Raw genomic sequence first — 20,907 nt, 5'->3', positions numbered from 1 at the left:
ATACCATCACTGTGCATTTAACATCTTCTTAACGCAAACGGATCGAACATAGGCTTTTGTTATGTCACCGGGCGCGCTGGCGCTGCTGTTTCATGGCATACATCTTTTCATCGGCATCTTTTAACCACTGCTGCAGATCGTTGCCGTTATGATCGAATTCGCTGAGCCCCCATGAGAAGTGAAGCGACCAAGGGTGAAGCTTACGGGCGTTATAACTTTCTACCTGCTCGGCGAGATACTGCATAGCAATCCAGGCGCCCTGCTCATCCGTATCCGCAAACAGCACGGCAAACTCGTCTCCGCCAAAACGCACCAGCAGATCTGCTTCACGGAATGAGCTACGCATCAGTTGCGCCATGGCTTTCAGCGCCTTATCTCCCTCTTCATGGCCGTAGCGATCGTTAATTTCCTTAAAACGATCCAAATCCAGCCAGCCAAGCGTCAGCGGCTCAGCCCGGCGCCGGGCAACGGAAAGCGTGAAACGCACAAGCTGATTAAAGCCCCGACGGTTGAATAACCCGGTTAATTCATCCGTGGTCGCCGCACTGATGGCAGCAAATTCATCTTCCGCCAGCGCGCCCAGGTCCCCCAGCACGGCGAGGTCGGACGCTGAAAACTCACGGGGAGCGTAATCAATCAGGCACAGCGAGCCCACGCTCGCGCCGTCACGCAGGCGCAGCGGGAAGCCCGCGTAAAACCGCACGCGCGGCTCACCGGCCACCAGCGGATTATCCGCAAAGCGATCGTCCTGAAGCATGTCCCCCACCACCAGCGGCGCTTCGGTGAGGATCGTATGTCCACAGAATGAGATGTTACGCGGAACGGCGCTCGGTGCCTGACCATCAGCCGACTTGACGATCAGCGAATGCTCATCGATAAGATTGACCATCGCCAGCGGCACCTGGAAAAAGCGTTTTGCCAGACGCGTTAAGCGGTCAAACGCCGGGGAACTGTCAATCTCAAGCAAACCAGACTCGCGCAGCGAGTTGAGACGTTCCGTTTCATTTTCAGGGGTTGCAGGTGCTTTCATAATGTCTCCTGACGTAAAGCGTTACTAAAAGCGTAGCTTAAACAGAAACATTGTCAGTGTTCTGACGTCCTGTTAAGCCGCTTACTATTCACGTCAATGCCTTATGACGATTAACGCAGCTATGTTTCACTCCCGGAAGGCGTAGCAATTTGCTCGTCCGCCACCCGGGCGCTGGTACGGTTTCGACCCGCTTTTTTTGAACGATAGAGATGATCGTCCGCCTCGGCCATGAGCTTGTTGAAGACCTCGGTCAACTGCCATGACTCTGCCTTCCCACTTCCGAGGCCAATACTGACCGTCAGATAGAGGGTCTGGTGACGCCATGTAAAAGGATGGCTGGCCACGGTGGACCGGATACGTTCAGCCAGTTCAAAACCGTGCTGCGCGTCGCCTGAGTTGACCACCACAGCGAACTCTTCCCCGCCCATGCGCGCCACCATGCCGTCTTCGCCGACGACCTGCTGAACCTGTCGGGCAAACGACGCCAGCACGCGGTCTCCGCACTCGTGGCCGAAGTTATCATTAATGCTTTTGAAATAATCAATATCCAACAGCATGACGGTCAGAAAACGCGTATGGCGGTAGGTTTCTTCCTGCTTTAACGCCTCGTAAAGCCCGGAACGCGAGTAGACGTGCGTTAAAAAGTCATAATCCGCCCTCAGCGAAACCTGGCGGATCAGGGAATTAATCGCCGCCATGCTGACGGAAACCATCACCGGACAGATCGCCATTGTGGCGATGCCCAGCCGGGCTGAAAACATCATTGGCGTCGTAAACGGCGTCGCCACGGCAATGTTAATAATCGAATTGGCGACCAAAATGATTTCAGTGGCGCCCGTGATAAACGTCAGCAGGCAGGTCGCAGGCAGCGAGTAGCGAACCGCACACCAGATAAGTGCAGGCAGAGGAAACGAGAGGCTCCCCGCTCCGCCAATCACCACCGAAGCGACCACCGAGACGATCAGCGCCATCACAGGCAGCAACTGCTCCAGACGTAACCTGAGTTCACGCCCGGGCATACGTAACGTGAGCATACAAGGCACAACAAGCACGCCGGTTGAGAACTGCTCGCTAAACCAGTCGGCAAACAGCGGCCAGAAGGTGTGACTGTCAATCCCAACCGACCCCACCGCGCCGAGCAAGGCACAAAGCAGCGCGGCAATCAGGCAGTAGTTAAACAGGCGCAATGCGTTAAGCGGATCGGGGGTTTTCTTCATTAGCCGCTTGTCGCGCTGAATCAGCACGGCGACGGCAACGATAAAGATCATGTTAGAGAGGTTGATCACCGCTGAAGCGATCCCCCAGTTGGTCGTCACCGCGTCGTACAACAGCATCGCGACATAACATACCGCATAGTAATGCAGGCGATTCAGGTAAACATAGCGGGCGAAGATCCCTGCCATGACGCCATTCAGCGGCCAGAACAGAGAGAGGGCCTCAACGAGCCGTAACTCCGCGCCCACAAAATAGAATAAGGTGGTGAGGATAAAGATCGTCGATGCATTTCGCAGCGGCGTGTCAACCTGGAACGGCCTGAAGGCAGTAAGAGCAGAACGCATTAAATATCATTCCATATGAAAGCTTATGGCAATTATTGCGGTCGTAAGCACGATTGGGACTAACTTAGGATGCATCTATAACACAAATAACACAGGAGCATAACTCGTCAAATTTAGGCGTTCATTTGCAACACCAGCCAGTGATGAATAACGCCGACAATATAATTTTGCTGCTGCGCAGTGAGCGTTACACCCTGTGGAATGTTATGCCATTTTGCCAGACAGCCCCGACAACAGGTGGCCGTGGCATGCTGGGCGATAAACACCGGGTGTCCGCGCATGGGCGTCTGCTTGCCGTCGTTTGCAGGGTGTGCAGGCGCAAGGCGCTTTTCGACAAAATCCGCGGCATGCTGGTCAATGGTTTCGGGGCCTTTGTTCCAGCAGTACTGTCGTTCCTTATCGCCTAAGCGAAAGCGCGAGCGAAATGTCGATCGCGCCAGGCGGGAAAAAAGAGGATTAAGATCGGACATCAGTATACGGAACGTCCCAGACGCTGGGTCAGTTTCTCCAGAACCGCGACACCGGCAAGCGAATTTCCCGTTTCATCCAGTTCCGGGCTCCAGACTGCAATCGCCATTTCGTGCGGCACAATCGCCACGACTCCGCCGCCAACGCCCGATTTAGCTGGCAATCCAACGCGCCAGGCAAACTCACCGGCGTTTTGATACATCCCGCTGGTGGCCATCAGCGCGTTAACCTGGCGAGCCTGCAGAGGAGAAACCACTTCCTGATCGAGATGCGGCGCATGACCCTGATGCGCAAGGAACAGGAACGTCTGAGCCAGCTCAACGCAGCTCATTTTCAGTGCGCAGTAATGGAAGTAGTTTTGCAGGACGGTCGCCACGTCGTTGTGGAAATTACCGAAGGATTTCATCAGCCACGCGATAGCCGCGTTACGGGCGGAGTGTTCAAACTCCGAGCGCGCTACCAGCGCATCATAGGCAATATCGTCAACGCCCGAGAGCTGACGAACAATCTCAAGCATTCGCTGGCGCGGAGCGCTGAGGCGGCTTTGCAGCATATCGCAGACCACCAGCGCCCCGGCGTTGATGAAGGGGTTTCGCGGTTTCCCCTGTTCTATTTCGAGCTGAAGCAGCGAGTTAAAAGGCTGGCCGGAAGGATCTTTACCCACGCGCTGCCAAATCTCTTCTTCTTCGTACTGGCGCATCGCTGCAACCAGACTCAGCACTTTCGAAATGGACTGAATGGAAAAACGTTCAGTGGCATCGCCTGCCTGGAATCGCTGTCCGTCGATAGTACAGATAGCGATGCCCAGCTTATTCCCGCTTACCGAGGCAAGGGCCGGAATATAGTCGGCAACCTTCCCCTTTCCAATTAACGGACGAACCTGCGCCAGAATCTCGTCCAACATCTCATTATGGATGACCGCAGCCACACTTTGCTCCTTGCCCTCAGGCTAAAACGGGCTGCGAGTATAACAGAGGCTTATGTATTACGTCAGGCGCTAAGACGAAAACGCGAAACGGCCTGCAATAAAAGATCGGATTGCTTTTGCAGCCGCTCTGAGGCATCCGAGGCGTCAGAGACCAGCAAATCCGTCTGACGGGAGACCTGATTCAGCGCCTGAAGCTGACGCGTCATCTGGTGAATACTCTCTCCCTGACTGAGCGTGGCAGCGGAGATCTCATTAAGCAAACTGCTTAGATTACCCACCAGCCCGGTGACCTGCTGGAGATTCTCTTCCATCAGGGTGACGGCGCGGGAACCGTCTTCAATGCCCTGCAGCGAGCGGTTGATCAGCTCCTGTATGGTCTGCGTCGAGTGGCTGCTCTTTCTGGCCAAAAGACCGACCTCCCGGGCGACGACGGCAAACCCACGTCCCTGGTTTCCTGCATGGGCAGCTTCGATGGCGGCATTGAGCGCCAGGATGTTGGTCTGAAACGCCACGCTGTCGATCATCGCCACGATCCCACGCATCTCAGACGATCGGTCGACGATCGCCTGCATGGACGCGTTTACGGTTAACATCATCTGGTCGCCGCCCACGGCGGCCTGGCGCGCCTCATCGGCCCGCGAGCTGGCGAGCCTGGCATAGCCGGTATTCCCTTCCACATGGCTTTCCAGCGACGCGATATGCGCCGTCACATCCTCAAGCTCTTTCGCCTGACGCGCTGACTGCTGATACAGTTTCTGGTTACCCTCCGCGAGGGAGCCGATGTTTTCCACCATCGTGGCGGTGGCATGGCTGACCTGCGTCACCAGCTGCTGCAGGCCGTGCTGCATCGTGGCGATACTGTCGCTGAGCTGCCCTATCTCCCGGTTGAAGCGCATGACGTTGGGCGGCTTGCCGGAGAGATCCCCTGCTGCCAGCCGGTTGATATGCGCGATGAGTCGACGAAGCGGCGTAATCACCCATCTCGACATGCCGAACCACACGATAACCGCGATGGCGAGCAACAGCACAGGCGCAAACAGGAACAACGTTTGCAGGCCGGAGAGCTGCGCCATGAGGCTCTGGCGCCCCTTCATGGCCTGCTTCTCGCTTGCCTGCTGATAGCGCGCATAGTTGTCATTAAAATCAGACTGAAACGCCTGAGCAGGTACGGCAAAAAAAGCGTCGATGGTGTTGGTTTTGACCAGACCTTCAGCCTGCTCTTCGATCGCGCCGTAGAAAAGTTGATAGCTGTTCACCAGCGCGTCGTCTTTCGGCGGATTCAGCGCCAGCCAGGCCTTCCATGCCTGCTGAGAAATCTTCAGCGCCTTTTGCGCATCATCCATCAGGCTATGCCAGCTCCCGTCGGATCCGGTCTCTTTATCCTGCATAAACCAGACGCCGGACCGGTTAAGCAGGTCGCTTGCCGCCAGCAGGGAAACACGGGCCTGATCCAGCTTGCTCTGCTGCTGCCATGCCAGAAGGTTTTGCTGCTCGTTGCGCTGGGCGTCGTTCAGGGAGGCGTTAAGCAGAAATGACGAGGAGAGCTGCAGCGCGGAGAAAAGGCCAATAATGCAAAAGATCCCTGTCAACAGGCCAAAGTGACGGGGAGTAAGACGCTGCGCAATACGGCGAAAAATTTGCGTTAGGTTCATAATTAGCTTCATTTACAAGGCGTTAGACGCGAGCGAGTCTACGAAATGAAAATGACAGAACCATTGCAGATTAGTGACAACGGCCCTCGCTCTGAGGGCCGAAATTAAGGATTACACGCGATCCTTCCATACCGTCTGCGCGTTACAGAACTCGTGCAACCCAAAGTGGGAAAGCTCGCGTCCAAAGCCGCTTTTCTTCACGCCGCCGAAGGCCACGCGCGCATCGCTGGCGCTATAGCCGTTGATAAACACGCCGCCGCACTCCAGCTCGCGTGAGAATTTATCCGCAAGCTCTGCGTCAGCGGTGAAGACCGTCGCAGACAGGCCAAAGTCGCTGTCGTTGGCAAGCGTCAGGGCGTGATCCGCGTCTTTCGCGACCGTAATGGCCGCGACCGGACCAAACAGCTCCTGGCGGAACGCCGTCATCGACGGGGTAACGTTCGCCAGCACGGTTGGCGCGTAATAGTTCCCCTCACCGCCGATCTTCTCTCCGCCCAGCAGCAGCGTTGCCCCTTCTGCAAGCGTGGCCTGCACCTGCTGATGCAGTTCATCGCGCAGGTCAAACCGCGCCATCGGGCCCAGGTAGTTCTCTTCTTCTTCCGGCGCGCCCATCTTTAACGCAGAAACTGCATCGACAAAGCGCTGTGTAAAGGTCTTCGCAATACCCTCTTCCACAATAAAGCGTTTGGCCGCCGCGCACACCTGCCCGGTATTCTGATAGCGACCCGCCACCGCCGCCTTCACGGCAAGATCCAGGTCGGCATCGTTGAGGACGATAAACGGGTCAGAGCCGCCCAGCTCAAGCACGCATTTTTTCAGCGCGGCCCCCGCCTGAGCACCAATGGCTGCCCCGGCACGCACGCTGCCGGTGACGGTCACCGCTGCAATACGACGATCGTTAATCGCCTGGCTGACGCCGTCATTGGTGGCGTTCACCCAGCCGAACACGCCTTCTGGGAAACCCGCATCCGCAAAGATCTGCGCGATAAGATCCGCAGAGCCGAGCACGTTGGGGGCGTGTTTGAGCAGATAGCTGTTACCGGCCAGCAGAATTGGCACCGCGCCGCGCAGCACCTGCCAGAGCGGGAAGTTCCACGGCATCACCGCGAGAATCGGCCCCAGAGGACGGTATTCAATGACCGCGTTCTGGTTTTCCACCAGCGTAGGCTCCGCACGCAGCATCGCCGGGCCGTGCTCGGCATACCAGTCGCACAGACCCGCGGACTTTGCCACTTCCGCCCGCGCCTGCAGGATGGGTTTGCCCATTTCACGGGAGATCGTCTGCGCCATCTCTTCCGCGCGGTTTCGCAGCGCGGCGCCAAGATCGCGCAGCTTTTGCGCCCGGTGGGCAACGCTTTCTCGACGCCACTGCCGGTACCCGGCGTCGGACTGAGAAATTGCGCGGTCAACCTGTTCCGGCGTTGCCCAAGGCCAGGTTGAGAGGGTTTCACCCGTGGCCGGGCTGACAGAGAAGGCATGTGTAGCAGATGAATAAGTCATGTTGTTCTCCACGTGTTTCGGTTGATTAATTGTGGCTCACTCTGCTATTTCTTAAAAATGAATAATACTAACCACCTTATTCACGAAACGAGAACATTATGGATTTAACCCAGCTTGAAATGTTTAACGCCGTCGCACTGACGGGCAGTATCACCCAGGCGGCGCAGAAGGTGCATCGCGTGCCGTCTAACCTGACGACCCGCATTCGCCAGCTGGAAGCCGATCTTGGCGTTGAGCTGTTTATTCGTGAGAACCAGCGTTTGCGTTTATCCCCGGCCGGGCATAACTTCCTGCGCTACAGCAAGCAAATCCTCGCCCTGGTAGATGAAGCGCGCATGGTTGTAGCGGGAGATGAGCCGCAGGGGTTATTTGCCCTCGGCGCGCTGGAAAGTACCGCAGCCGTGCGCATTCCTGAAACGCTGGCGCAGTTTAACCAGCGCTATTCGCGCATCCAGTTTGCCCTTTCTACCGGGCCATCCGGGACGATGATCGATGGCGTACTGGAGGGAACCCTCAGCGCCGCCTTCGTCGACGGGCCGCTGTCGCACCCGGAGCTGGAAGGCATGCCGGTCTATCGGGAGGAGATGATGCTGGTCACGCCTGCCGGGCACGCGGAGGTCGCACGCGCCGCGCAGGTTAGCGGCAGCGACGTTTACGCTTTTCGCGCCAACTGCTCGTACCGTCGACACCTGGAGAGCTGGTTTCATGCTGACCGCGCCGCGCCCGGCCGCATTCATGAGATGGAGTCCTATCACGGCATGCTCGCCTGCGTTATCGCGGGCGCAGGCATCGCGCTGATGCCGCGCTCAATGCTGGAGAGTATGCCAGGGCATCATCAGATTGAAGCCTGGCCGCTGGCGGAAAACTGGCGCTGGCTCACCACCTGGCTGGTGTGGCGACGCGGGGCGATGACCCGCCAGCTGGAGGCCTTTATAGCGCTGCTAAACGAACGTCTTCAACCAGCGCCTTCTCCATAAACAGGCTGAGCGGGTCGTCAACGTACGGGGCAAACGCCGGGCGTAAATCGTATCCGCACTGTTCATAAAGACGCACCGCGGCGCGCTGTTTAATACCGGTCTCCAGCCGTACCGTGTGGCAATGACGGCTCAGGGCCTCATCTTCCAGGGCGGCCAGCAGCGTCTCGCCGAGATGCTGCCCGCGATGGGCCGGATCGATATAAACCCGCTTCATCTCGCCCGTTCCGTCGCCGTTGAGCACGATTGCGCCGCAGCCAACGGCCTGAAGCTGCTGGTCGCGAATGATCATCAGGATCAGCGAAGCTTCCGGCAGCGAAGCCAGATCGAGCAGATGATTACTTTCAGCGGGATAGAGTTCGCTCTGATAGCGGTCAAGCGCCGCGATCAGGCTAAGAATATCCGGGTGACGTGCAGATTCAGAGGTAATGGAATACATGGCAGGCTCCTTGCTTTTTTATGAGGCTAAATTTCAACATAGCGCAGGCCTGCCAGGGTGCTTCATAGTATTAACTTATCGCTCCGCCCTGTTAGCGCAAAAAGACACGCCCTTTCAGATACAGGGTGGCCTGACCGCCTATGAGCACGCGGTCGCCCTTCAGCTCGCAGCGCAGATCTCCGCCACGGTGTGACACCTGGCGAGCATTGAGCGACGTTTTGCCCAGCTTTTCGCTCCAGTAAGGGATCAGCATGCTGTGGGCAGATCCGGTGACCGGGTCTTCCGGCACCCCTTCGCCCGGGCAGAAGAAGCGGCTGACGAAGTCATATTCTTCTCCCGGCGCCGTCACGCAGACCATTTTATCCAGCGGAAGCAGCGCCCCAATATCCGGCGTTAACGCTTCCACCTGCTGCTGGCTCTCCAGCACCACCAGGTAATCACGTCCGACGCGCACCTCTTTTGCCTCAGTGATGCCCAGCGCGCTAAACAGCAGCGCAGGTGGGTTCTCGACAACCTCCGTTGACCACGCCGGGAAGTTCAGCGTCAGCCAGTCGCCGCTGCGTTTCACCGTCAGCTCGCCCACGAAGCGCGTGGTGAAGGTGATTTCGGTGTGCGGATAATCAAGGTATTCGAAAATAACGTGCGATGCGGCCAGCGTAGCGTGACCGCAGAGGTTAATTTCATCCAGCGTGGTGAACCAGCGCAGCTCAAACCCGCCGTCGGTGCGCACGAAAAAGGCGGTTTCAGACTGGTTATGCTGCTGCGCCATTTTGAGCAGCGTCTCGTCCGGCAGCCACTCTTCCAGAGGACATACCGCTGCCGCGTTGCCGCCAAAGGTTTTGTCGCTGAAGGCATCCACCAGATAAAAATCAATTTCCTGCATTGTCTCTTCCTCTCTTGTTATGGATATTTAGCGCAGAAAAACTGTGCCTTTCAGATAAAGCGTGGCCTGCCCGCTCATCAGCACGCGCGAGCCTTTCAGCTCACAGCGCACGTCGCCGCCGCGCGCGGAAACCTGACGGGCAAGCATGGCTGTTTTCCCCAACTGTTCACCCCAGTACGGGATCAGCATCGTGTGCGCGGAGCCGGTGACCGGGTCTTCCGGAACGGAAACGCCGGGGGAGAAAAAGCGGCTGACAAAATCGTATTCCCCCTCACCGCGCGCCGTCACGCTCACCTTATGCTCGCCCGGCGTCATCGCCGAAAAGTGTGGCGCAAGCGCCTCGACCTGCTGGCGATTTTCCAGCACGATCAGCCATGCACGCCCCTTACGGGCTTCAACGTAGCGGCTGATACCCAGCGCCGAGAGCATCTCCGGCGGAGGTGTCTCTTCATGGGTTGGACATGCCGGGAAGTTCAGCGTCATCCATTCCCCCTCCCGGGTTACCGTCAGGCGACCAGAGGCGGTGTCAAAGTGGATCCGCGAGTCGGGGTAATCCAGTTCATTAAACAGAACGTACGCAGCGGCAAGGGTGGCGTGGCCGCAGAGATTGACCTCTGTAAGCGTGGTAAACCAGCGTAGCTCAATGCCCCCTTTAGTGCAGACGAAAAAAGCCGTTTCCGACTGATTATGCTGCTGTGCCATCTTCAGCAAAGTCTCATCGGGCAACCATTCCTTGAGCGGACAAACGGCAGCCGGGTTGCCGCCGAACGTGATATTGCTGAACGCATCGACCAGATAAAAATCAATCTCCTGCATTGTCTTACCGCCTGTTTTTATTGTGTTGTTCTTTTATATTCAATGAAAACAGCGTTGCCGGCTACCGCTTTCACAAGGTAAATTTTGAGATCTGCATCACATAATGATTGAGTTTTCGCCGTTCAACGTTTTAAGATCGTCTCCTCTTCTTTTCAGCAACGAATCTCCGACATCCCTATGACAACGAACACAGTTTCCCGCAGGGTTGCGTGGCTACGCGTGGTCACGCTGGCCATTGCCGCGTTTATTTTTAACACCACAGAATTTGTGCCGGTTGGGCTGTTGTCTGACATCGCTGAAAGTTTTCAGATGGAAACGGCTCAGGTAGGCATTATGTTGACCATCTACGCCTGGGTAGTGGCGCTGATGTCCCTGCCGTTTATGCTGCTGACCAGCCAGATGGAGCGACGCAGGCTGTTGATCGGCCTGTTTGTCTTGTTTATTGCAAGCCACGTACTGTCGTTTATGGCGTGGAATTTTACGGTGCTGGTCATTAGCCGCATCGGCATTGCCTTTGCCCATGCGGTGTTCTGGTCGATCACCGCCTCGCTGGCTATTCGACTCGCACCGGCGGGTAAACGCGCCCAGGCGCTGAGCCTGATTGCCACCGGTACCGCACTGGCGATGGTGCTGGGTCTCCCGATTGGCCGCATCGTGGGGCAATACTTCGGCTGGCGTACCACCTTCTTCGCTATCGGCATGGGCGCGCTGGTGACGCTGGTGTGTCTGATTAAACTTCTGCCCGCGCTGCCGAGCGAACATTCCGGCTCGCTGAAAAGCCTGCCGCTGCTGATGCGCCGCCCTGCGCTGCTGAGTATCTACCTGCTGACCGCCATCGTCGTGACGGCACACTACACGGCGTACAGCTACATTGAACCGTTTGTGCAGGTGGTGGCGGGCTTTAGCGCCAACTTTGCCACCGTATTACTGCTGATCCTCGGCGGCGCGGGTATTATTGGCAGCGTGCTGTTCGGCAAGCTGGGTAACCGGCATGCCTCGACGCTGGTGAGCTGCGCTATTGGTCTGCTGCTGGCCTGCCTGCTGTTGCTGATGCCTGCCGCGGGCAGCGAAAGCAATCTGGCAATCCTCAGCCTGTTCTGGGGCGTGGCGATCATGATTATTGGCCTGGGCATGCAGGTGAAAGTCCTGGCCCTGGCACCGGATGCAACGGATGTCGCCATGTCGCTGTTCTCGGGAATTTTCAATCTCGGCATTGGCGCGGGTGCGCTGGTGGGAAATCAGGTCATACTGCATGTGTCGATGTCGGCAATTGGCTATCTGGGTGCCATTCCGGCACTGGTGGCGCTGATCTGGTCAGTGCTCATCTTCCGTAAGTGGCCGGTGGCGCTGGAGGAACAGGGGCAGCACGGGTAAGGTTTATTTATGCCGGGTAGCGCTGCGCTTACCCGGCAATCACATCAATGATAGGTCTTAATAATCTCCAGCACGCCGTTAATAATAAACTGAACGCCCATACAGACAAGTAAGAAGCCCATCAGACGGGAAATTGCCTCGATACCGCCCTTACCTACCCAGCGCATAATAGCGCCGGAGCTGCGCAGCGACACCCACACGATAAGACCGATAATCGCAAAAATCAGCGGCGGTGCCACCGTCAGCACCCAGTCCGGGAACGTTGCGCTGTCGCGCACCGTCGACGCGGAACTGATGATCATCGCGATGGTACCCGGCCCCGCCGTGCTGGGCATGGCAATCGGCACAAAGGCGATATTCGCACTCGGTTCGGTTTCCAGCTCTTCCGATTTGCTGGTCGCTTCCGGCGACTCATGCGCTTTTTGCGCCGGGAACAGCATGCGGAAACCAATGAAGGCCACAATCAACCCCCCGGCGATACGCAGGCCAGGGATGGAAATCCCGAAGGTATTCATCACCACCTGTCCGGCATAGTAAGCCACCATCATGATGGCAAACACATAAACCGAGGCCATCATCGACTGATGGTTGCGCTCGGCGCTGTTCATGTTCCCTGCCAGCCCGAGGAACAGCGCTACCGTTGTTAACGGGTTAGCCAACGGCAGCAAGACCACCAGCCCAAGGCTGATTGCTTTTATTAAATCCAACATAGTGCGTTGTCGTCCTTATCCATATTTAACACAGCAATTATAGGGGGAAAGTGTGACATTCAGCCATGGGCGCAACGTAACGATTATTTTCCTTCTGAAAAGATAACAGGAAGTTATCTCTATGATTTGAAACACCTTAAAAAAAGTTCATGAAACGTTTTAGCAATTCGTGGCATCGGCTGGTTCATTCAGTTGACTTATACTTGCCTGAGCAATAATATCTGCCGTGACTAACTACTTGCCAGGGCAACCATTGTGAAAAGCACCAGTGATATCTTTAACGACGTTGTTCCGCTGGGTCGTCTTATTCATATGGTCAATCAGAAAAAAGATCGCCTGCTCAATGACTACCTGTCACCGCTGGATATCACCGCAACACAGTTCAAAGTGCTGTGTTCCATTCGCTGCGAAGTGTGTATCACGCCGGTTGAGCTCAAAAAGGTGCTCTCTGTCGATCTGGGTGCGTTAACCCGCATGCTCGATCGTCTCGTCTGCAAAGGATGGATAGAACGAAGCCCTAACCCGAATGACAAACGCGGCGTACTGGTGAAGCTAACCAGCGATGGCGCGGCCATGTGCGAGAAATGTCATCAATTAGTAGGACAAACACTGCATCAGGAACTAACAAAAAACTTAACGGCAGATGAAGTGGCAACCCTTGAGCTTTTGCTGAAGAAAATCCTGCCGTAAACAGAAAAAAAGAGGTATGACGATGTCCAGACGCAATACTGACGCTATCACCATTCATAGCATTTTGGACTGGATCGAGGATAACCTGGAATCGCCGCTCTCCCTTGAAAAAGTGTCAGAGCGTTCGGGTTACTCCAAATGGCACCTGCAACGGATGTTCAAAAAAGAGACCGGCCATTCATTAGGTCAATATATTCGCAGCCGCAAGCTGACGGAGATTGCCCAGAAACTGAAAGAAAGCAATGAGCCGATCCTTTATCTGGCGGAGCGTTACGGATTTGAATCGCAGCAAACCCTGACGCGTACTTTCAAAAACTATTTTGACGTGCCGCCTCATAAGTACCGAATCACCAGCGTGCCGGGCGAATCCCGATACCTGTATCCGTTAAAACACTGTAGTTAATTATCGCCTGTAACAGACGTAACCGAGGAAATCATGAAAGTTATCGCCTCCGCCGCCCTCGCCTTGCTGGTGCTGTTCTCCAGCCAGACCTTCGCGGAGCAAACCCCTCGTGCAACGCAGCAAAATAATCCTGATTCGATGATTTTGCCGTCAGCACATGACCAGTCGCCTTATGATTTCAACCACATGGGTGCTGGTAGCGACAAATCCGACGAATTAGGCGTGCCTTATTATAATCAGCACGGCCTCTGATTCGTTTTTGCCCCGCAGATGCGGGGCTTTTTTTATGCCTTTTCGCTTACCCGCGTCGTCCGACGCACCCGCAGACCAAACACGTTAATGTACAGCCCGGCCATGATCAGCACGGCGCCAAACAGCTGCAGCGCGCTCAGCGTTTCATCCAGCAATATCGCCGCACTGGCAAGTCCTACCACCGGCACCAGCAGGGATAACGGCGCGACGCGCCAGGTTTCATAACGCCCCAGCAGCGATCCCCAGATTCCGTAGCCCACAATGGTGGCGACAAAGGCCAGATAGACAAGAGAAAGGATCGTGGTCATATCAATGTCGACAAGGCTGTTCAGCATCACCGCCGGACCGTCCAGAATGCACGACGCCAGCAGAAACGGGATAACCGGGATCAGCGCACTCCAGACCACCAGCGACATCACCGCCGGGCGCGCCTCGTGCTGCATGATCAGCTTGTTGAAGATATTCCCGCAGGCCCAGCTCAGCCCCGCAGCCAGCGTCAACATAAACCCGAGCAGCGCCACGTGTTGACCATTCAGGCTGGCCTCGATCAGCACCAGCACGCCGAACACCGCCAGGGTGATCCCCGCCAGCTGTTTGCCCTGCAGGCGCTCGCCAAACACAAACGCCCCGAGAATAATGGTAAAGAACGCCTGCGCCTGTAACACCAGCGAGGCAAGACCCGCCGGCATACCGAACTTGATGGCGCAAAAGAGAAACGCGAACTGGCCAAAGCTAATGGTCAGACCGTAGCCCAGCAGCAGTTTAAAGGGGATCTTTGGACGCGCCACAAAAAAGATGGCCGGAAAAGCGACCAGCATAAAGCGTAAGCCGGCCAGCATCAGCGGCGGCATGTTGTGCAGCCCCAGCTTGATGACCACAAAATTGAGCCCCCATACTACGACCACCAGCAATGCCAGCAGCCCGTCTTTACGCGTCATACCCTGCCCCTGAATTATTAATATTTTGTTAACACTTCAAGGTAACAGAAAAAAGCACGCTGCGAGAAGATCATTAATTCTGGCAGGCAGCTGAAGCACTTAGGGATAAATCAGGCGCTATACAAGCCCCTTATGTCATGGTAATCCTGTTAACACACATCTAATAAAAGCATAAGCAACTGTCGGGCAGGAATATGAAACCATCTCTCAGGCGCTCAACCGCAGCGCTGCTGGCATCGTCATTGTTGTTAACCATCGGTAGAGGGGCAACGCTGCCGTTCATGACCATTTATCTCACGCGCGTCTACAGCATGAGCGTTGAGAATATTGGTTATGCCCTGACCGTGGCGCTGACCATTGGCGTGGTATTCAGCCTGGGATTTGGCATTCTGGCCGATAAGTTTGATAAAAAACGCTACATGCTGATCGCGATCGTGGCGTTTATCGCCGGCTTTGTGGCGATCCCGCTGGTCAATAACGTCACGCTGGTGGTGCTGTTCTTTGCGCTGATCAACTGCGCCTACTCCGTCTTTTCGACGGTGCTGAAAGCCTGGTTCTCCGACGTGCTCACCTCCAGCCAGAAGGCGCGGGTCTTCTCGCTTAACTACAGCTTCCTGAACATTGGCTGGACGGTCGGCCCGCCGATTGGCACCCTGCTGGTGATGTACAGCCTGCAGCTGCCGTTCTGGCTGGCGGCCTTTTGCGCCGCCCTGCCGCTGGGCTTTATCCATTTCTTTGTACAGAAAAGCGTGGCGTTAGATACCGCAGAGGAGAAGACGCCGTGGCAGCCGTCGGTATTGCTGAAAGACCGCGCGCTGTTCTGGTACACGCTCTCGGGCCTGCTGGCGTCGTACGTGGGCGGATCTTTCGCGAGCTGTATTTCGCAATACGTTCTGGCCGCGCATGCGGACAGTGATTTCGCCGAAAAGGTGGTCGCCGTGGTGCTGCCCGTCAACGCCGCCGTGGTGGTGACGCTGCAATATGCGCTGGGCCGCAAGCTCTCAGCCAGCAATATTCGCCCGCTGATGACCCTCGCCACCCTGTTTTTTATCCTGGGGCTGGGCGGCTTTATGCTCTCCGGGGAAAACCTGGTTTACTGGGGCATCGCTGCCGCCATTTTCACGCTGGGGGAGATTATCTATGCGCCGGGTGAATACATGCTGATCGACAACATTGCCCCACCGGGAATGAAGGCGAGCTATTTCTCCGCCCAGGCGCTGGGCTGGCTCGGCGCGGCGGCAAACCCGATGATCACCGGTATTATCCTGACCAATCTGCCGCACTGGTCCTTGTTTGCGATCATGATGGTCGCCATCATCATGGCCTGGCTGATGATTCTGCGCGGGATGAGCGTGAAGGCATGGTGCGAGTCACCCAAAGCGGCGTAGCAAATGTAGGCCGGGTAAGGCGAAGCCGCCACCCGGCAATAAAGCATCAGTGGTGCAACATCTCCTCCACCACCTGCTCTTTGTACATCTCATTCGGGTAATAGGTCGGCCAGTTATCCATCTCTTTCAGCAGCGCCTCGTGGGAGGTATTGCCCATGAAAATGTGGAAGTGCGAAGAGGCCTTCGGTCCGATGGTGTGGTCGCTGAACTGCACAAATTTCGGCGCCTTGCTGCTGGCGTCCTTACACTCAAACAGATAGCGAACGCCTTTCTTACCTGACGCGTAGGTCAGAATTTTGTAACCGCTGTAATCATACTGACAGCGGCTGACCGCTTTGCCCTGATGGAATTCCATCACGTTATTTTCGATACCGATGGCATCCACGTCCGTCGCATAACCCTTACGGTAGTAATCTTTCACCTCGTCAAAGGATTTGCTTTTATCCTTCTGCGCTTTCTGCTTAAAGACCGGATCCAGCGAACCATCGAGCAGGAACGGATAGACCGACTGCCAGGTCCCGTCCCAGTCAGACAATGCTCTGTCCTTCACGTCCTTATCCTCAAACACGCCGTTCGCCGCCTTCTGTTCCGCTTCGGTCATCTGATGGCCGTGCGAATGAGCAAACAGCTGGCCGCTGACCAGCAGCGCCCCCAGAGTCATGGCAAATTTTCCAATATGTGCAGCCAAGATAACATCCTCATTCCGTTTTATAAGAATGAGGATGTTATATTATAACATTTCAGATCGCAACCAGGCCGCGAACGCCCTCCTGCTCCATGTTTTCACCCCGCCCGCGCTGAATAATCGTGCCGCGCGACATCAGCAGATAGCTGTCGGCCAGCTCGGCGGCAAAGTCGTAAAACTGCTCCACCAGCAGGATCGCCATGTCGCCTCTGCTTGCCAGAGTACGGATCACGTGGCCGATCTCTTTAATGACGGAAGGCTGTATGCCTTCAGTCGGCTCATCCAGGATCAGCAGCTGCGGACGGCTCGCCAGCGCGCGACCAATCGCCAGCTGCTGCTGCTGTCCCCCGGAGAGGTCCCCCCCGCGACGATGCTTCATCTCTTTGAGCACCGGGAACAGCTGCCAGATCTCCTCCGGCACCTGCTTCGCCTCGCGTGCGGAAAATCGCGACAGCCCCATCAGGAGATTCTCCTCTACGCTCAGGCGCGGGAAAATCTCTCGGCCCTGCGGGACATACGCCACGCCAGACTGCACCCGCTGGTGCGGTTTGCTATGGGTGATCGTTTTTCCCTGCCAGATGACCTCCCCGGTTTTGGCCGGGATCAGCCCCATCAGACACTTCAGCAGCGTGGTTTTCCCTACGCCGTTGCGCCCCAGCAGGCAGGTGACTTCGCCGGTGACGGCCTCAAAGCTCACGCCGCGCAGGATATGGCTGCCGCCGTAATATTGATTCAGTTCATTAACCTGTAACATCATCGCTCCTTAACGTCCCAGATAGACCTCAATCACCTGCTCGTTGGCCTGCACCTCGCGAAGTGAACCTTCCGCCAGCACGCGCCCCTGATGCAACACCGTCACGCGATCGGCGATGGTTTCGACAAAGCCCATATCGTGCTCAACAACCATCAGGGAATGCTTGCCTGCCAGCGTTTTGAACAGCTCTGCGGTGTATTCGGTTTCCGCGTCGGTCATCCCGGCTGCGGGTTCATCCAGCAGCAGAAGATGCGGGTCCTGCACCAGCAGCATGCCGATCTCCAGAAACTGCTTTTGTCCATGGGAAAGCAGCCCGGCGCGGCGGTCGCGTTCGGCGGTCAGCCGAAGTAAAACCAGCATCTCATCGATCCGGTCGAGCTGCGCGCCGTTGAGTTTTGCCCGCAGGCTCGCCCAGACGGATTTATCCGTTTTCATCGCGATCTCAAGGTTTTCCCACACCGTCAGCGCTTCAAAGACCGTGGGCTTCTGGAATTTACGCCCGATGCCCTGGCGGGCGATGGCCGCAGGCTCCAGCGCGGTCAGGTCAATGGACTGATCGTAAATCGCCCTGCCGCTCTTTGGCCGCGTTTTGCCGGTTATGACGTCCATCAGCGTGGTTTTACCGGCCCCGTTGGGACCGATCACGCAGCGCAGTTCGCCTACGCCGATATTCAGCGAGAGATCGGTCAGGGCCTGAAATCCATCAAAATTAACGTTAATGGATTCAAGCTGAAGTACAGGATCAGTCTGGTCCCGGTAGCGATCGCCGGGCAGCTGGCGGGTGAATAACCCTTCGGCTGGCTGCATTATTTTTCTCCCTTACGAAACAGTCCATAGACGCCGCGCGGTAAAAACAGCGTAACGGCGATAAAAATCAGCCCCAGAAACAGCTGCCAGTATTCCGGCATCGCGACGGTGAAGAAACTTTTCGCCCCGTTCACCAGCGCCGCGCCAATCACCGGCCCCACCAGCGTGCCGCGCCCGCCCAGCGCTACCCAGATGGCGGCCTCTATCGAGTTCGTCGGCGACATTTCGCCCGGGTTGATAATGCCCACCTGCGGGACATAGAGCGCCCCCGCCAGACCGCACAGCACGGCAGAAATCGTCCACACCAGCAGCTTGAACCCGCGCGGATCGTATCCGCAAAACGTCAGGCGGTTCTCGGCGTCGCGAACGGCGGTCAGAATGCGGCCAAACTTGCTCTTCGCCAGCGCAAATCCGCAGCCCAGGGCCAGGAGCAGCAACAGCACGGTCGCCAGAAACAGCGCGATACGGGTGGTCGTTTCCGTTACCGAAAACCCGAGCAGCGTGGTGAAGCCGGTAAAGCCGTTATTGCCGCCAAAGCCGGTTTCGTTGCGAAAGAACAGCAGCATCCCGGCATAGGTCAGCGCCTGGGTCATAATCGAAAAATAGACCCCTTTGATCTTCGAGCGGAAGGCAAACCAGCCAAACACCAGCGCCAGTAGCCCCGGCACCAGCACAATTAGCACCAGCGCCCAGGCAAAATGCTGGGTTCCCCACCAGAACCACGGCAGCTCGCTCCAGGAAAGAAACGACATAAACGCAGGCAGACCGTCACCCGCGGCCTGGCGCATCAGGTACATGCCCATCGCGTAGCCGCCCAGGGCGAAAAAAATGCCGTGCCCGAGAGAGAGCATCCCGGCGTAGCCCCATACCAGATCCAGCGCCACCGCAACGATGGCATAGCAGAGGATCTTGCCAGTCAGCGTCAGCATCCAGGTTGACAGCGCCAGCGGATGCGTTGCAGGCAGTAAGGCGAAAAACGGCAATATCAGCAAGCACACCACCAGAAGGCTGCCTACAATCAGCGTTGTGCGTGGCGCTTTGCGCGCCAGCGTTAAGGTCAGCGGCTGGCTCATCAGTCAATCACCCTCCCTTTCAGCGCAAACAGCCCCTGCGGGCGTTTCTGAATAAACAGCACGATCGCCACCAGAATCACGATCTTGCCCAGCACCGCCCCCATCTGGGGTTCAAGGATTTTATTAAAAATCCCCAGACCAAACGCCGCGGCCACGCTGCCTGCCAGCTGGCCTACGCCTCCGAGCACCACCACAAGGAAGGAGTCGATGATATAGCCCTGGCCCAGCTCCGGCCCGACGTTACCGAGCTGCGATAACGCCACGCCGCCTAACCCCGCAATTCCGGAGCCAAGCCCGAACGCCAGCATATCGACGCGCCCTGTCGGTACCCCGCAGCAGGCGGCCATGCTGCGGTTTTGCGTCACCGCCCGCACGTTAAGCCCCAGACGAGTTTTATTCAGAATGAGCCAGGTAAAGAACAGCACCAGCAGCACGAAGCCCAGCACCACGATGCGGTTCCACGGCAGCGTCAGGTTGGCAAAAACCTGCACACCGCCGGAGAGCCAGGCTGGGTTAGCCACCTCCAGGTTCTGGGCGCCAAAGGTCATGCGCACCAGCTGGATGAGCATCAGGCTGATCCCCCACGTTGCCAGCAGCGTTTCCAGCGGACGACCGTACAGATGACGGATCACCGTGCGCTCCAGCACCATTCCAATGCCCGCCGTCAGGCAGAACGCGACCGGCAAGGCGATAACGGGATAGAGCGCCAGCCACTGGGGCGCAAGCCCGGCCATCGCCTGCTGCACCATCCAGGTGGCATATGCCCCTAGCATCAGCATCTCGCCGTGGGCCATGTTAATCACCCCCAGCAGGCCGTAGGTGATAGCCAGCCCCAGCGCGGCCAGCAGCAGCACCGACCCGAGGGAGAGCCCCATAAACGCCTGGCCCAGTAGATCGCCCCACATCAGCCGATGCTGGATCTGGCTAAGACTCTCTTCTGCGGCCGCGCGCACGCCGCTATTTGGCTCAGTGTCTGGCTGGGTAAACGGAGTGAGCCTGGACTGTACGTCCGGATCGTCGGACTGACCTAATAGTTCGACGGCCTTGCGGCGCACTTCTGCCTGCGGGCTTGCCAGCTGGAGGTTCGCGACCGCCAGCAGCAGCGCCTGACGCGCCACGGCGTCCGTTTCATCGTTCACACGTTTTTCCAGAAAAGCGAGCATACCGGGCTGGGCATCGCGCTGCAGCTGACGCGCAGCCGCCCGCCGCTCGGTGACACTGTCACTCACCAGCTGATGGGTGGCGATGGCGGTCGCAGCCAGCACGCGCAGCCGGTTCGTCAGACGAACGGCTTTGGTTGGCCCTTCTGCCGCACGGGCGTCCCCAAGCGACACCATTTGCCCGTTACGCTGCGCAAAGGCGTGCTTTTGACTGTCGGCATACAGATTTTCCTTCTGCAGGGACTGAAGCAGCGGAAGCCTGGCGGCATCCGGCGCGGCGGCCCACTGCGTCAACAAATCCGCCTGCTGGCTGCGGCTGGCGGCAACAAAAAGATCGGCATCCGATGCCTGCACCATCCCTGGCAGCAGTCCGGAAAGCCATACAAGAGCGATGAACAGGCGCATGGCGTTCATGACGTTTCTC

The 20,907-nt window shown here is 57.0% G+C and carries 22 protein-coding genes; 6 read left to right on the top strand and 16 right to left on the bottom strand.

The window, feature by feature from the left end:
• Positions 1–64 precede the first annotated feature (64 nt).
• From KGP22_RS10740 to sad, 6 genes are all read right to left on the bottom strand, one after another.
• On the bottom strand, positions 65–1,030 hold the full coding sequence (locus KGP22_RS10740; RefSeq protein WP_149366902.1) for a sensor domain-containing diguanylate cyclase: 966 nt from the start codon (positions 1,028–1,030) through the stop codon (positions 65–67).
• A gap of 119 nt (positions 1,031–1,149) precedes the next feature.
• The gene (locus tag KGP22_RS10735; RefSeq protein ID WP_223582264.1) at positions 1,150–2,589 is read right to left on the bottom strand and encodes a GGDEF domain-containing protein; all 1,440 of its coding nucleotides are present in this window, start codon (positions 2,587–2,589) and stop codon (positions 1,150–1,152) included.
• A 113-nt stretch (positions 2,590–2,702) separates the two neighbouring features.
• Positions 2,703–3,059 (bottom strand): DUF4186 domain-containing protein, encoded by a 357-nt coding sequence (locus tag KGP22_RS10730; RefSeq protein WP_223582263.1) that lies wholly within the window; start codon positions 3,057–3,059, stop codon positions 2,703–2,705.
• Positions 3,059–3,985 carry a glutaminase B gene (glsB, locus tag KGP22_RS10725; protein ID WP_111964600.1) on the bottom strand — a complete coding sequence of 309 codons (927 nt, stop codon included), beginning with the start codon at positions 3,983–3,985 and terminating at the stop codon, positions 3,059–3,061. The genes KGP22_RS10730 and glsB overlap by 1 nt, the downstream gene beginning before the upstream one ends.
• Positions 3,986–4,047: 62 nt before the next feature.
• Positions 4,048–5,637: a methyl-accepting chemotaxis protein gene (locus KGP22_RS10720; protein ID WP_149366900.1), complete on the bottom strand. Its 1,590-nt coding sequence runs from the start codon at positions 5,635–5,637 to the stop codon at positions 4,048–4,050.
• Positions 5,638–5,748: 111 nt separating this feature from the next.
• Positions 5,749–7,137, bottom strand: a complete 1,389-nt coding sequence (gene sad, locus KGP22_RS10715) for a succinate-semialdehyde dehydrogenase (protein WP_223582262.1) — start codon at positions 7,135–7,137, stop codon at positions 5,749–5,751.
• A gap of 98 nt (positions 7,138–7,235) precedes the next feature.
• Between sad and KGP22_RS10710 the strand changes: the two genes are divergently transcribed.
• Positions 7,236–8,114, top strand: a complete 879-nt coding sequence (locus KGP22_RS10710; RefSeq protein ID WP_223582261.1) for a LysR family transcriptional regulator — start codon at positions 7,236–7,238, stop codon at positions 8,112–8,114.
• Here the strand turns inward: KGP22_RS10710 and KGP22_RS10705 are convergent.
• From KGP22_RS10705 to KGP22_RS10695, 3 genes are all read right to left on the bottom strand, one after another.
• On the bottom strand, positions 8,068–8,550 hold the full coding sequence (locus KGP22_RS10705) for a GNAT family N-acetyltransferase (RefSeq protein ID WP_111964604.1): 483 nt from the start codon (positions 8,548–8,550) through the stop codon (positions 8,068–8,070). The two genes, KGP22_RS10710 and KGP22_RS10705, sit on opposite strands and share 47 nt — an antisense overlap.
• Before the next feature lie 91 nt (positions 8,551–8,641).
• Positions 8,642–9,433 carry a PhzF family phenazine biosynthesis protein gene (locus tag KGP22_RS10700; RefSeq protein WP_111964605.1) on the bottom strand — a complete coding sequence of 264 codons (792 nt, stop codon included), beginning with the start codon at positions 9,431–9,433 and terminating at the stop codon, positions 8,642–8,644.
• A gap of 27 nt (positions 9,434–9,460) precedes the next feature.
• Entirely contained in the window at positions 9,461–10,249 is a 789-nt protein-coding gene (locus tag KGP22_RS10695; protein WP_223582260.1) for a PhzF family phenazine biosynthesis protein, read from the bottom strand.
• A 177-nt stretch (positions 10,250–10,426) separates the two neighbouring features.
• Here KGP22_RS10695 and KGP22_RS10690 point away from each other — a divergent pair, with 177 nt between their 5' ends.
• Entirely contained in the window at positions 10,427–11,623 is a 1,197-nt protein-coding gene (locus KGP22_RS10690) for a sugar transporter (RefSeq protein WP_223582259.1), read from the top strand.
• A 44-nt stretch (positions 11,624–11,667) separates the two neighbouring features.
• Here the strand turns inward: KGP22_RS10690 and KGP22_RS10685 are convergent, their stop codons facing one another.
• Complete coding sequence (locus tag KGP22_RS10685) at positions 11,668–12,333, bottom strand: MarC family NAAT transporter (RefSeq protein WP_032651801.1); 666 nt, start codon at positions 12,331–12,333, stop codon at positions 11,668–11,670.
• Positions 12,334–12,588: 255 nt separating this feature from the next.
• On the opposite strand from KGP22_RS10685, the gene marR reads away from it, so the two are divergent.
• Genes marR through marB form a run of 3 tightly spaced genes read left to right on the top strand, consistent with a single transcriptional unit; the run spans position 12,589 to position 13,678 of the window.
• On the top strand, positions 12,589–13,023 hold the full coding sequence (marR, locus tag KGP22_RS10680) for a multiple antibiotic resistance transcriptional regulator MarR (RefSeq protein ID WP_111964608.1): 435 nt from the start codon (positions 12,589–12,591) through the stop codon (positions 13,021–13,023).
• Positions 13,024–13,045: 22 nt separating this feature from the next.
• A complete protein-coding gene (marA, locus tag KGP22_RS10675) occupies positions 13,046–13,426 on the top strand; it encodes an MDR efflux pump AcrAB transcriptional activator MarA (RefSeq protein ID WP_008502237.1) in 381 nt (126 codons plus the stop codon).
• Positions 13,427–13,459: 33 nt separating this feature from the next.
• Entirely contained in the window at positions 13,460–13,678 is a 219-nt protein-coding gene (marB, locus tag KGP22_RS10670; RefSeq protein ID WP_223582257.1) for a multiple antibiotic resistance protein MarB, read from the top strand.
• Positions 13,679–13,710: 32 nt separating this feature from the next.
• On the opposite strand, the gene eamA is transcribed toward marB, so the two are convergent.
• Positions 13,711–14,616 (bottom strand): O-acetylserine/cysteine exporter, encoded by a 906-nt coding sequence (gene eamA / locus KGP22_RS10665; protein ID WP_111964610.1) that lies wholly within the window; start codon positions 14,614–14,616, stop codon positions 13,711–13,713.
• Positions 14,617–14,810: 194 nt separating this feature from the next.
• Between eamA and ydeE the strand changes: the two genes are divergently transcribed.
• Positions 14,811–16,004, top strand: a complete 1,194-nt coding sequence (gene ydeE / locus KGP22_RS10660) for an efflux MFS transporter YdeE (protein WP_223582254.1) — start codon at positions 14,811–14,813, stop codon at positions 16,002–16,004.
• Between the two features lie 46 nt (positions 16,005–16,050).
• Here ydeE and zinT read toward each other — a convergent pair whose 3' ends face one another.
• Genes zinT through urtB form a run of 5 tightly spaced genes read right to left on the bottom strand, consistent with a single transcriptional unit; the run spans position 16,051 to position 20,897 of the window.
• Positions 16,051–16,692, bottom strand: coding sequence for a metal-binding protein ZinT (gene zinT, locus KGP22_RS10655; protein ID WP_223582252.1), 642 nt, complete (start codon positions 16,690–16,692; stop codon positions 16,051–16,053).
• 52 nt (positions 16,693–16,744) lie between these two features.
• Complete coding sequence (urtE, locus tag KGP22_RS10650) at positions 16,745–17,443, bottom strand: urea ABC transporter ATP-binding subunit UrtE (RefSeq protein ID WP_111964612.1); 699 nt, start codon at positions 17,441–17,443, stop codon at positions 16,745–16,747.
• Positions 17,444–17,452: 9 nt separating this feature from the next.
• Complete coding sequence (gene urtD, locus KGP22_RS10645; protein WP_133294404.1) at positions 17,453–18,250, bottom strand: urea ABC transporter ATP-binding protein UrtD; 798 nt, start codon at positions 18,248–18,250, stop codon at positions 17,453–17,455.
• Positions 18,250–19,323 carry an urea ABC transporter permease subunit UrtC gene (urtC, locus tag KGP22_RS10640; RefSeq protein WP_149366893.1) on the bottom strand — a complete coding sequence of 358 codons (1,074 nt, stop codon included), beginning with the start codon at positions 19,321–19,323 and terminating at the stop codon, positions 18,250–18,252. The genes urtD and urtC overlap by 1 nt, the downstream gene beginning before the upstream one ends.
• The gene (urtB, locus tag KGP22_RS10635) at positions 19,323–20,897 is read right to left on the bottom strand and encodes an urea ABC transporter permease subunit UrtB (protein ID WP_223582250.1); all 1,575 of its coding nucleotides are present in this window, start codon (positions 20,895–20,897) and stop codon (positions 19,323–19,325) included. Before urtB ends, urtC begins: the two co-directional genes overlap by 1 nt.
• Between the last annotated feature and the right edge of the window lie 10 nt (positions 20,898–20,907).

The sequence above is a fragment of the Enterobacter sp. JBIWA005 genome (assembly GCF_019968805.1).
In the GTDB taxonomy this organism is placed as follows: Bacteria; Pseudomonadota; Gammaproteobacteria; order Enterobacterales; family Enterobacteriaceae; genus Enterobacter; species Enterobacter vonholyi.
This window is presented reverse-complemented; position numbering and strand designations above follow the sequence as displayed.

Bases quoted from the DNA above. Each gene is read 5' to 3' on its own strand.
- KGP22_RS10740 (WP_149366902.1), bottom strand. From the start codon at position 1,030: ATGAAAGCACCTGCAACCCCTGAAAATGAAACGGAACGTCTCAACTCG.
- KGP22_RS10735 (WP_223582264.1), bottom strand. From the start codon at position 2,589: ATGCGTTCTGCTCTTACTGCCTTCAGGCCGTTCCAGGTTGACACGCCG.
- KGP22_RS10730 (WP_223582263.1), bottom strand. From the start codon at position 3,059: ATGTCCGATCTTAATCCTCTTTTTTCCCGCCTGGCGCGATCGACATTT.
- KGP22_RS10720 (WP_149366900.1), bottom strand. From the start codon at position 5,637: ATGAACCTAACGCAAATTTTTCGCCGTATTGCGCAGCGTCTTACTCCC.
- sad (WP_223582262.1), bottom strand. From the start codon at position 7,137: ATGACTTATTCATCTGCTACACATGCCTTCTCTGTCAGCCCGGCCACG.
- KGP22_RS10710 (WP_223582261.1), top strand. From the start codon at position 7,236: ATGGATTTAACCCAGCTTGAAATGTTTAACGCCGTCGCACTGACGGGC.
- KGP22_RS10705 (WP_111964604.1), bottom strand. From the start codon at position 8,550: ATGTATTCCATTACCTCTGAATCTGCACGTCACCCGGATATTCTTAGC.
- KGP22_RS10700 (WP_111964605.1), bottom strand. From the start codon at position 9,433: ATGCAGGAAATTGATTTTTATCTGGTGGATGCCTTCAGCGACAAAACC.
- KGP22_RS10695 (WP_223582260.1), bottom strand. From the start codon at position 10,249: ATGCAGGAGATTGATTTTTATCTGGTCGATGCGTTCAGCAATATCACG.
- KGP22_RS10690 (WP_223582259.1), top strand. From the start codon at position 10,427: ATGACAACGAACACAGTTTCCCGCAGGGTTGCGTGGCTACGCGTGGTC.
- KGP22_RS10685 (WP_032651801.1), bottom strand. From the start codon at position 12,333: ATGTTGGATTTAATAAAAGCAATCAGCCTTGGGCTGGTGGTCTTGCTG.
- marA (WP_008502237.1), top strand. From the start codon at position 13,046: ATGTCCAGACGCAATACTGACGCTATCACCATTCATAGCATTTTGGAC.
- marB (WP_223582257.1), top strand. From the start codon at position 13,460: ATGAAAGTTATCGCCTCCGCCGCCCTCGCCTTGCTGGTGCTGTTCTCC.
- eamA (WP_111964610.1), bottom strand. From the start codon at position 14,616: ATGACGCGTAAAGACGGGCTGCTGGCATTGCTGGTGGTCGTAGTATGG.
- ydeE (WP_223582254.1), top strand. From the start codon at position 14,811: ATGAAACCATCTCTCAGGCGCTCAACCGCAGCGCTGCTGGCATCGTCA.
- urtE (WP_111964612.1), bottom strand. From the start codon at position 17,443: ATGTTACAGGTTAATGAACTGAATCAATATTACGGCGGCAGCCATATC.
- urtD (WP_133294404.1), bottom strand. From the start codon at position 18,250: ATGCAGCCAGCCGAAGGGTTATTCACCCGCCAGCTGCCCGGCGATCGC.
- urtC (WP_149366893.1), bottom strand. From the start codon at position 19,323: ATGAGCCAGCCGCTGACCTTAACGCTGGCGCGCAAAGCGCCACGCACA.
- urtB (WP_223582250.1), bottom strand. From the start codon at position 20,897: ATGAACGCCATGCGCCTGTTCATCGCTCTTGTATGGCTTTCCGGACTG.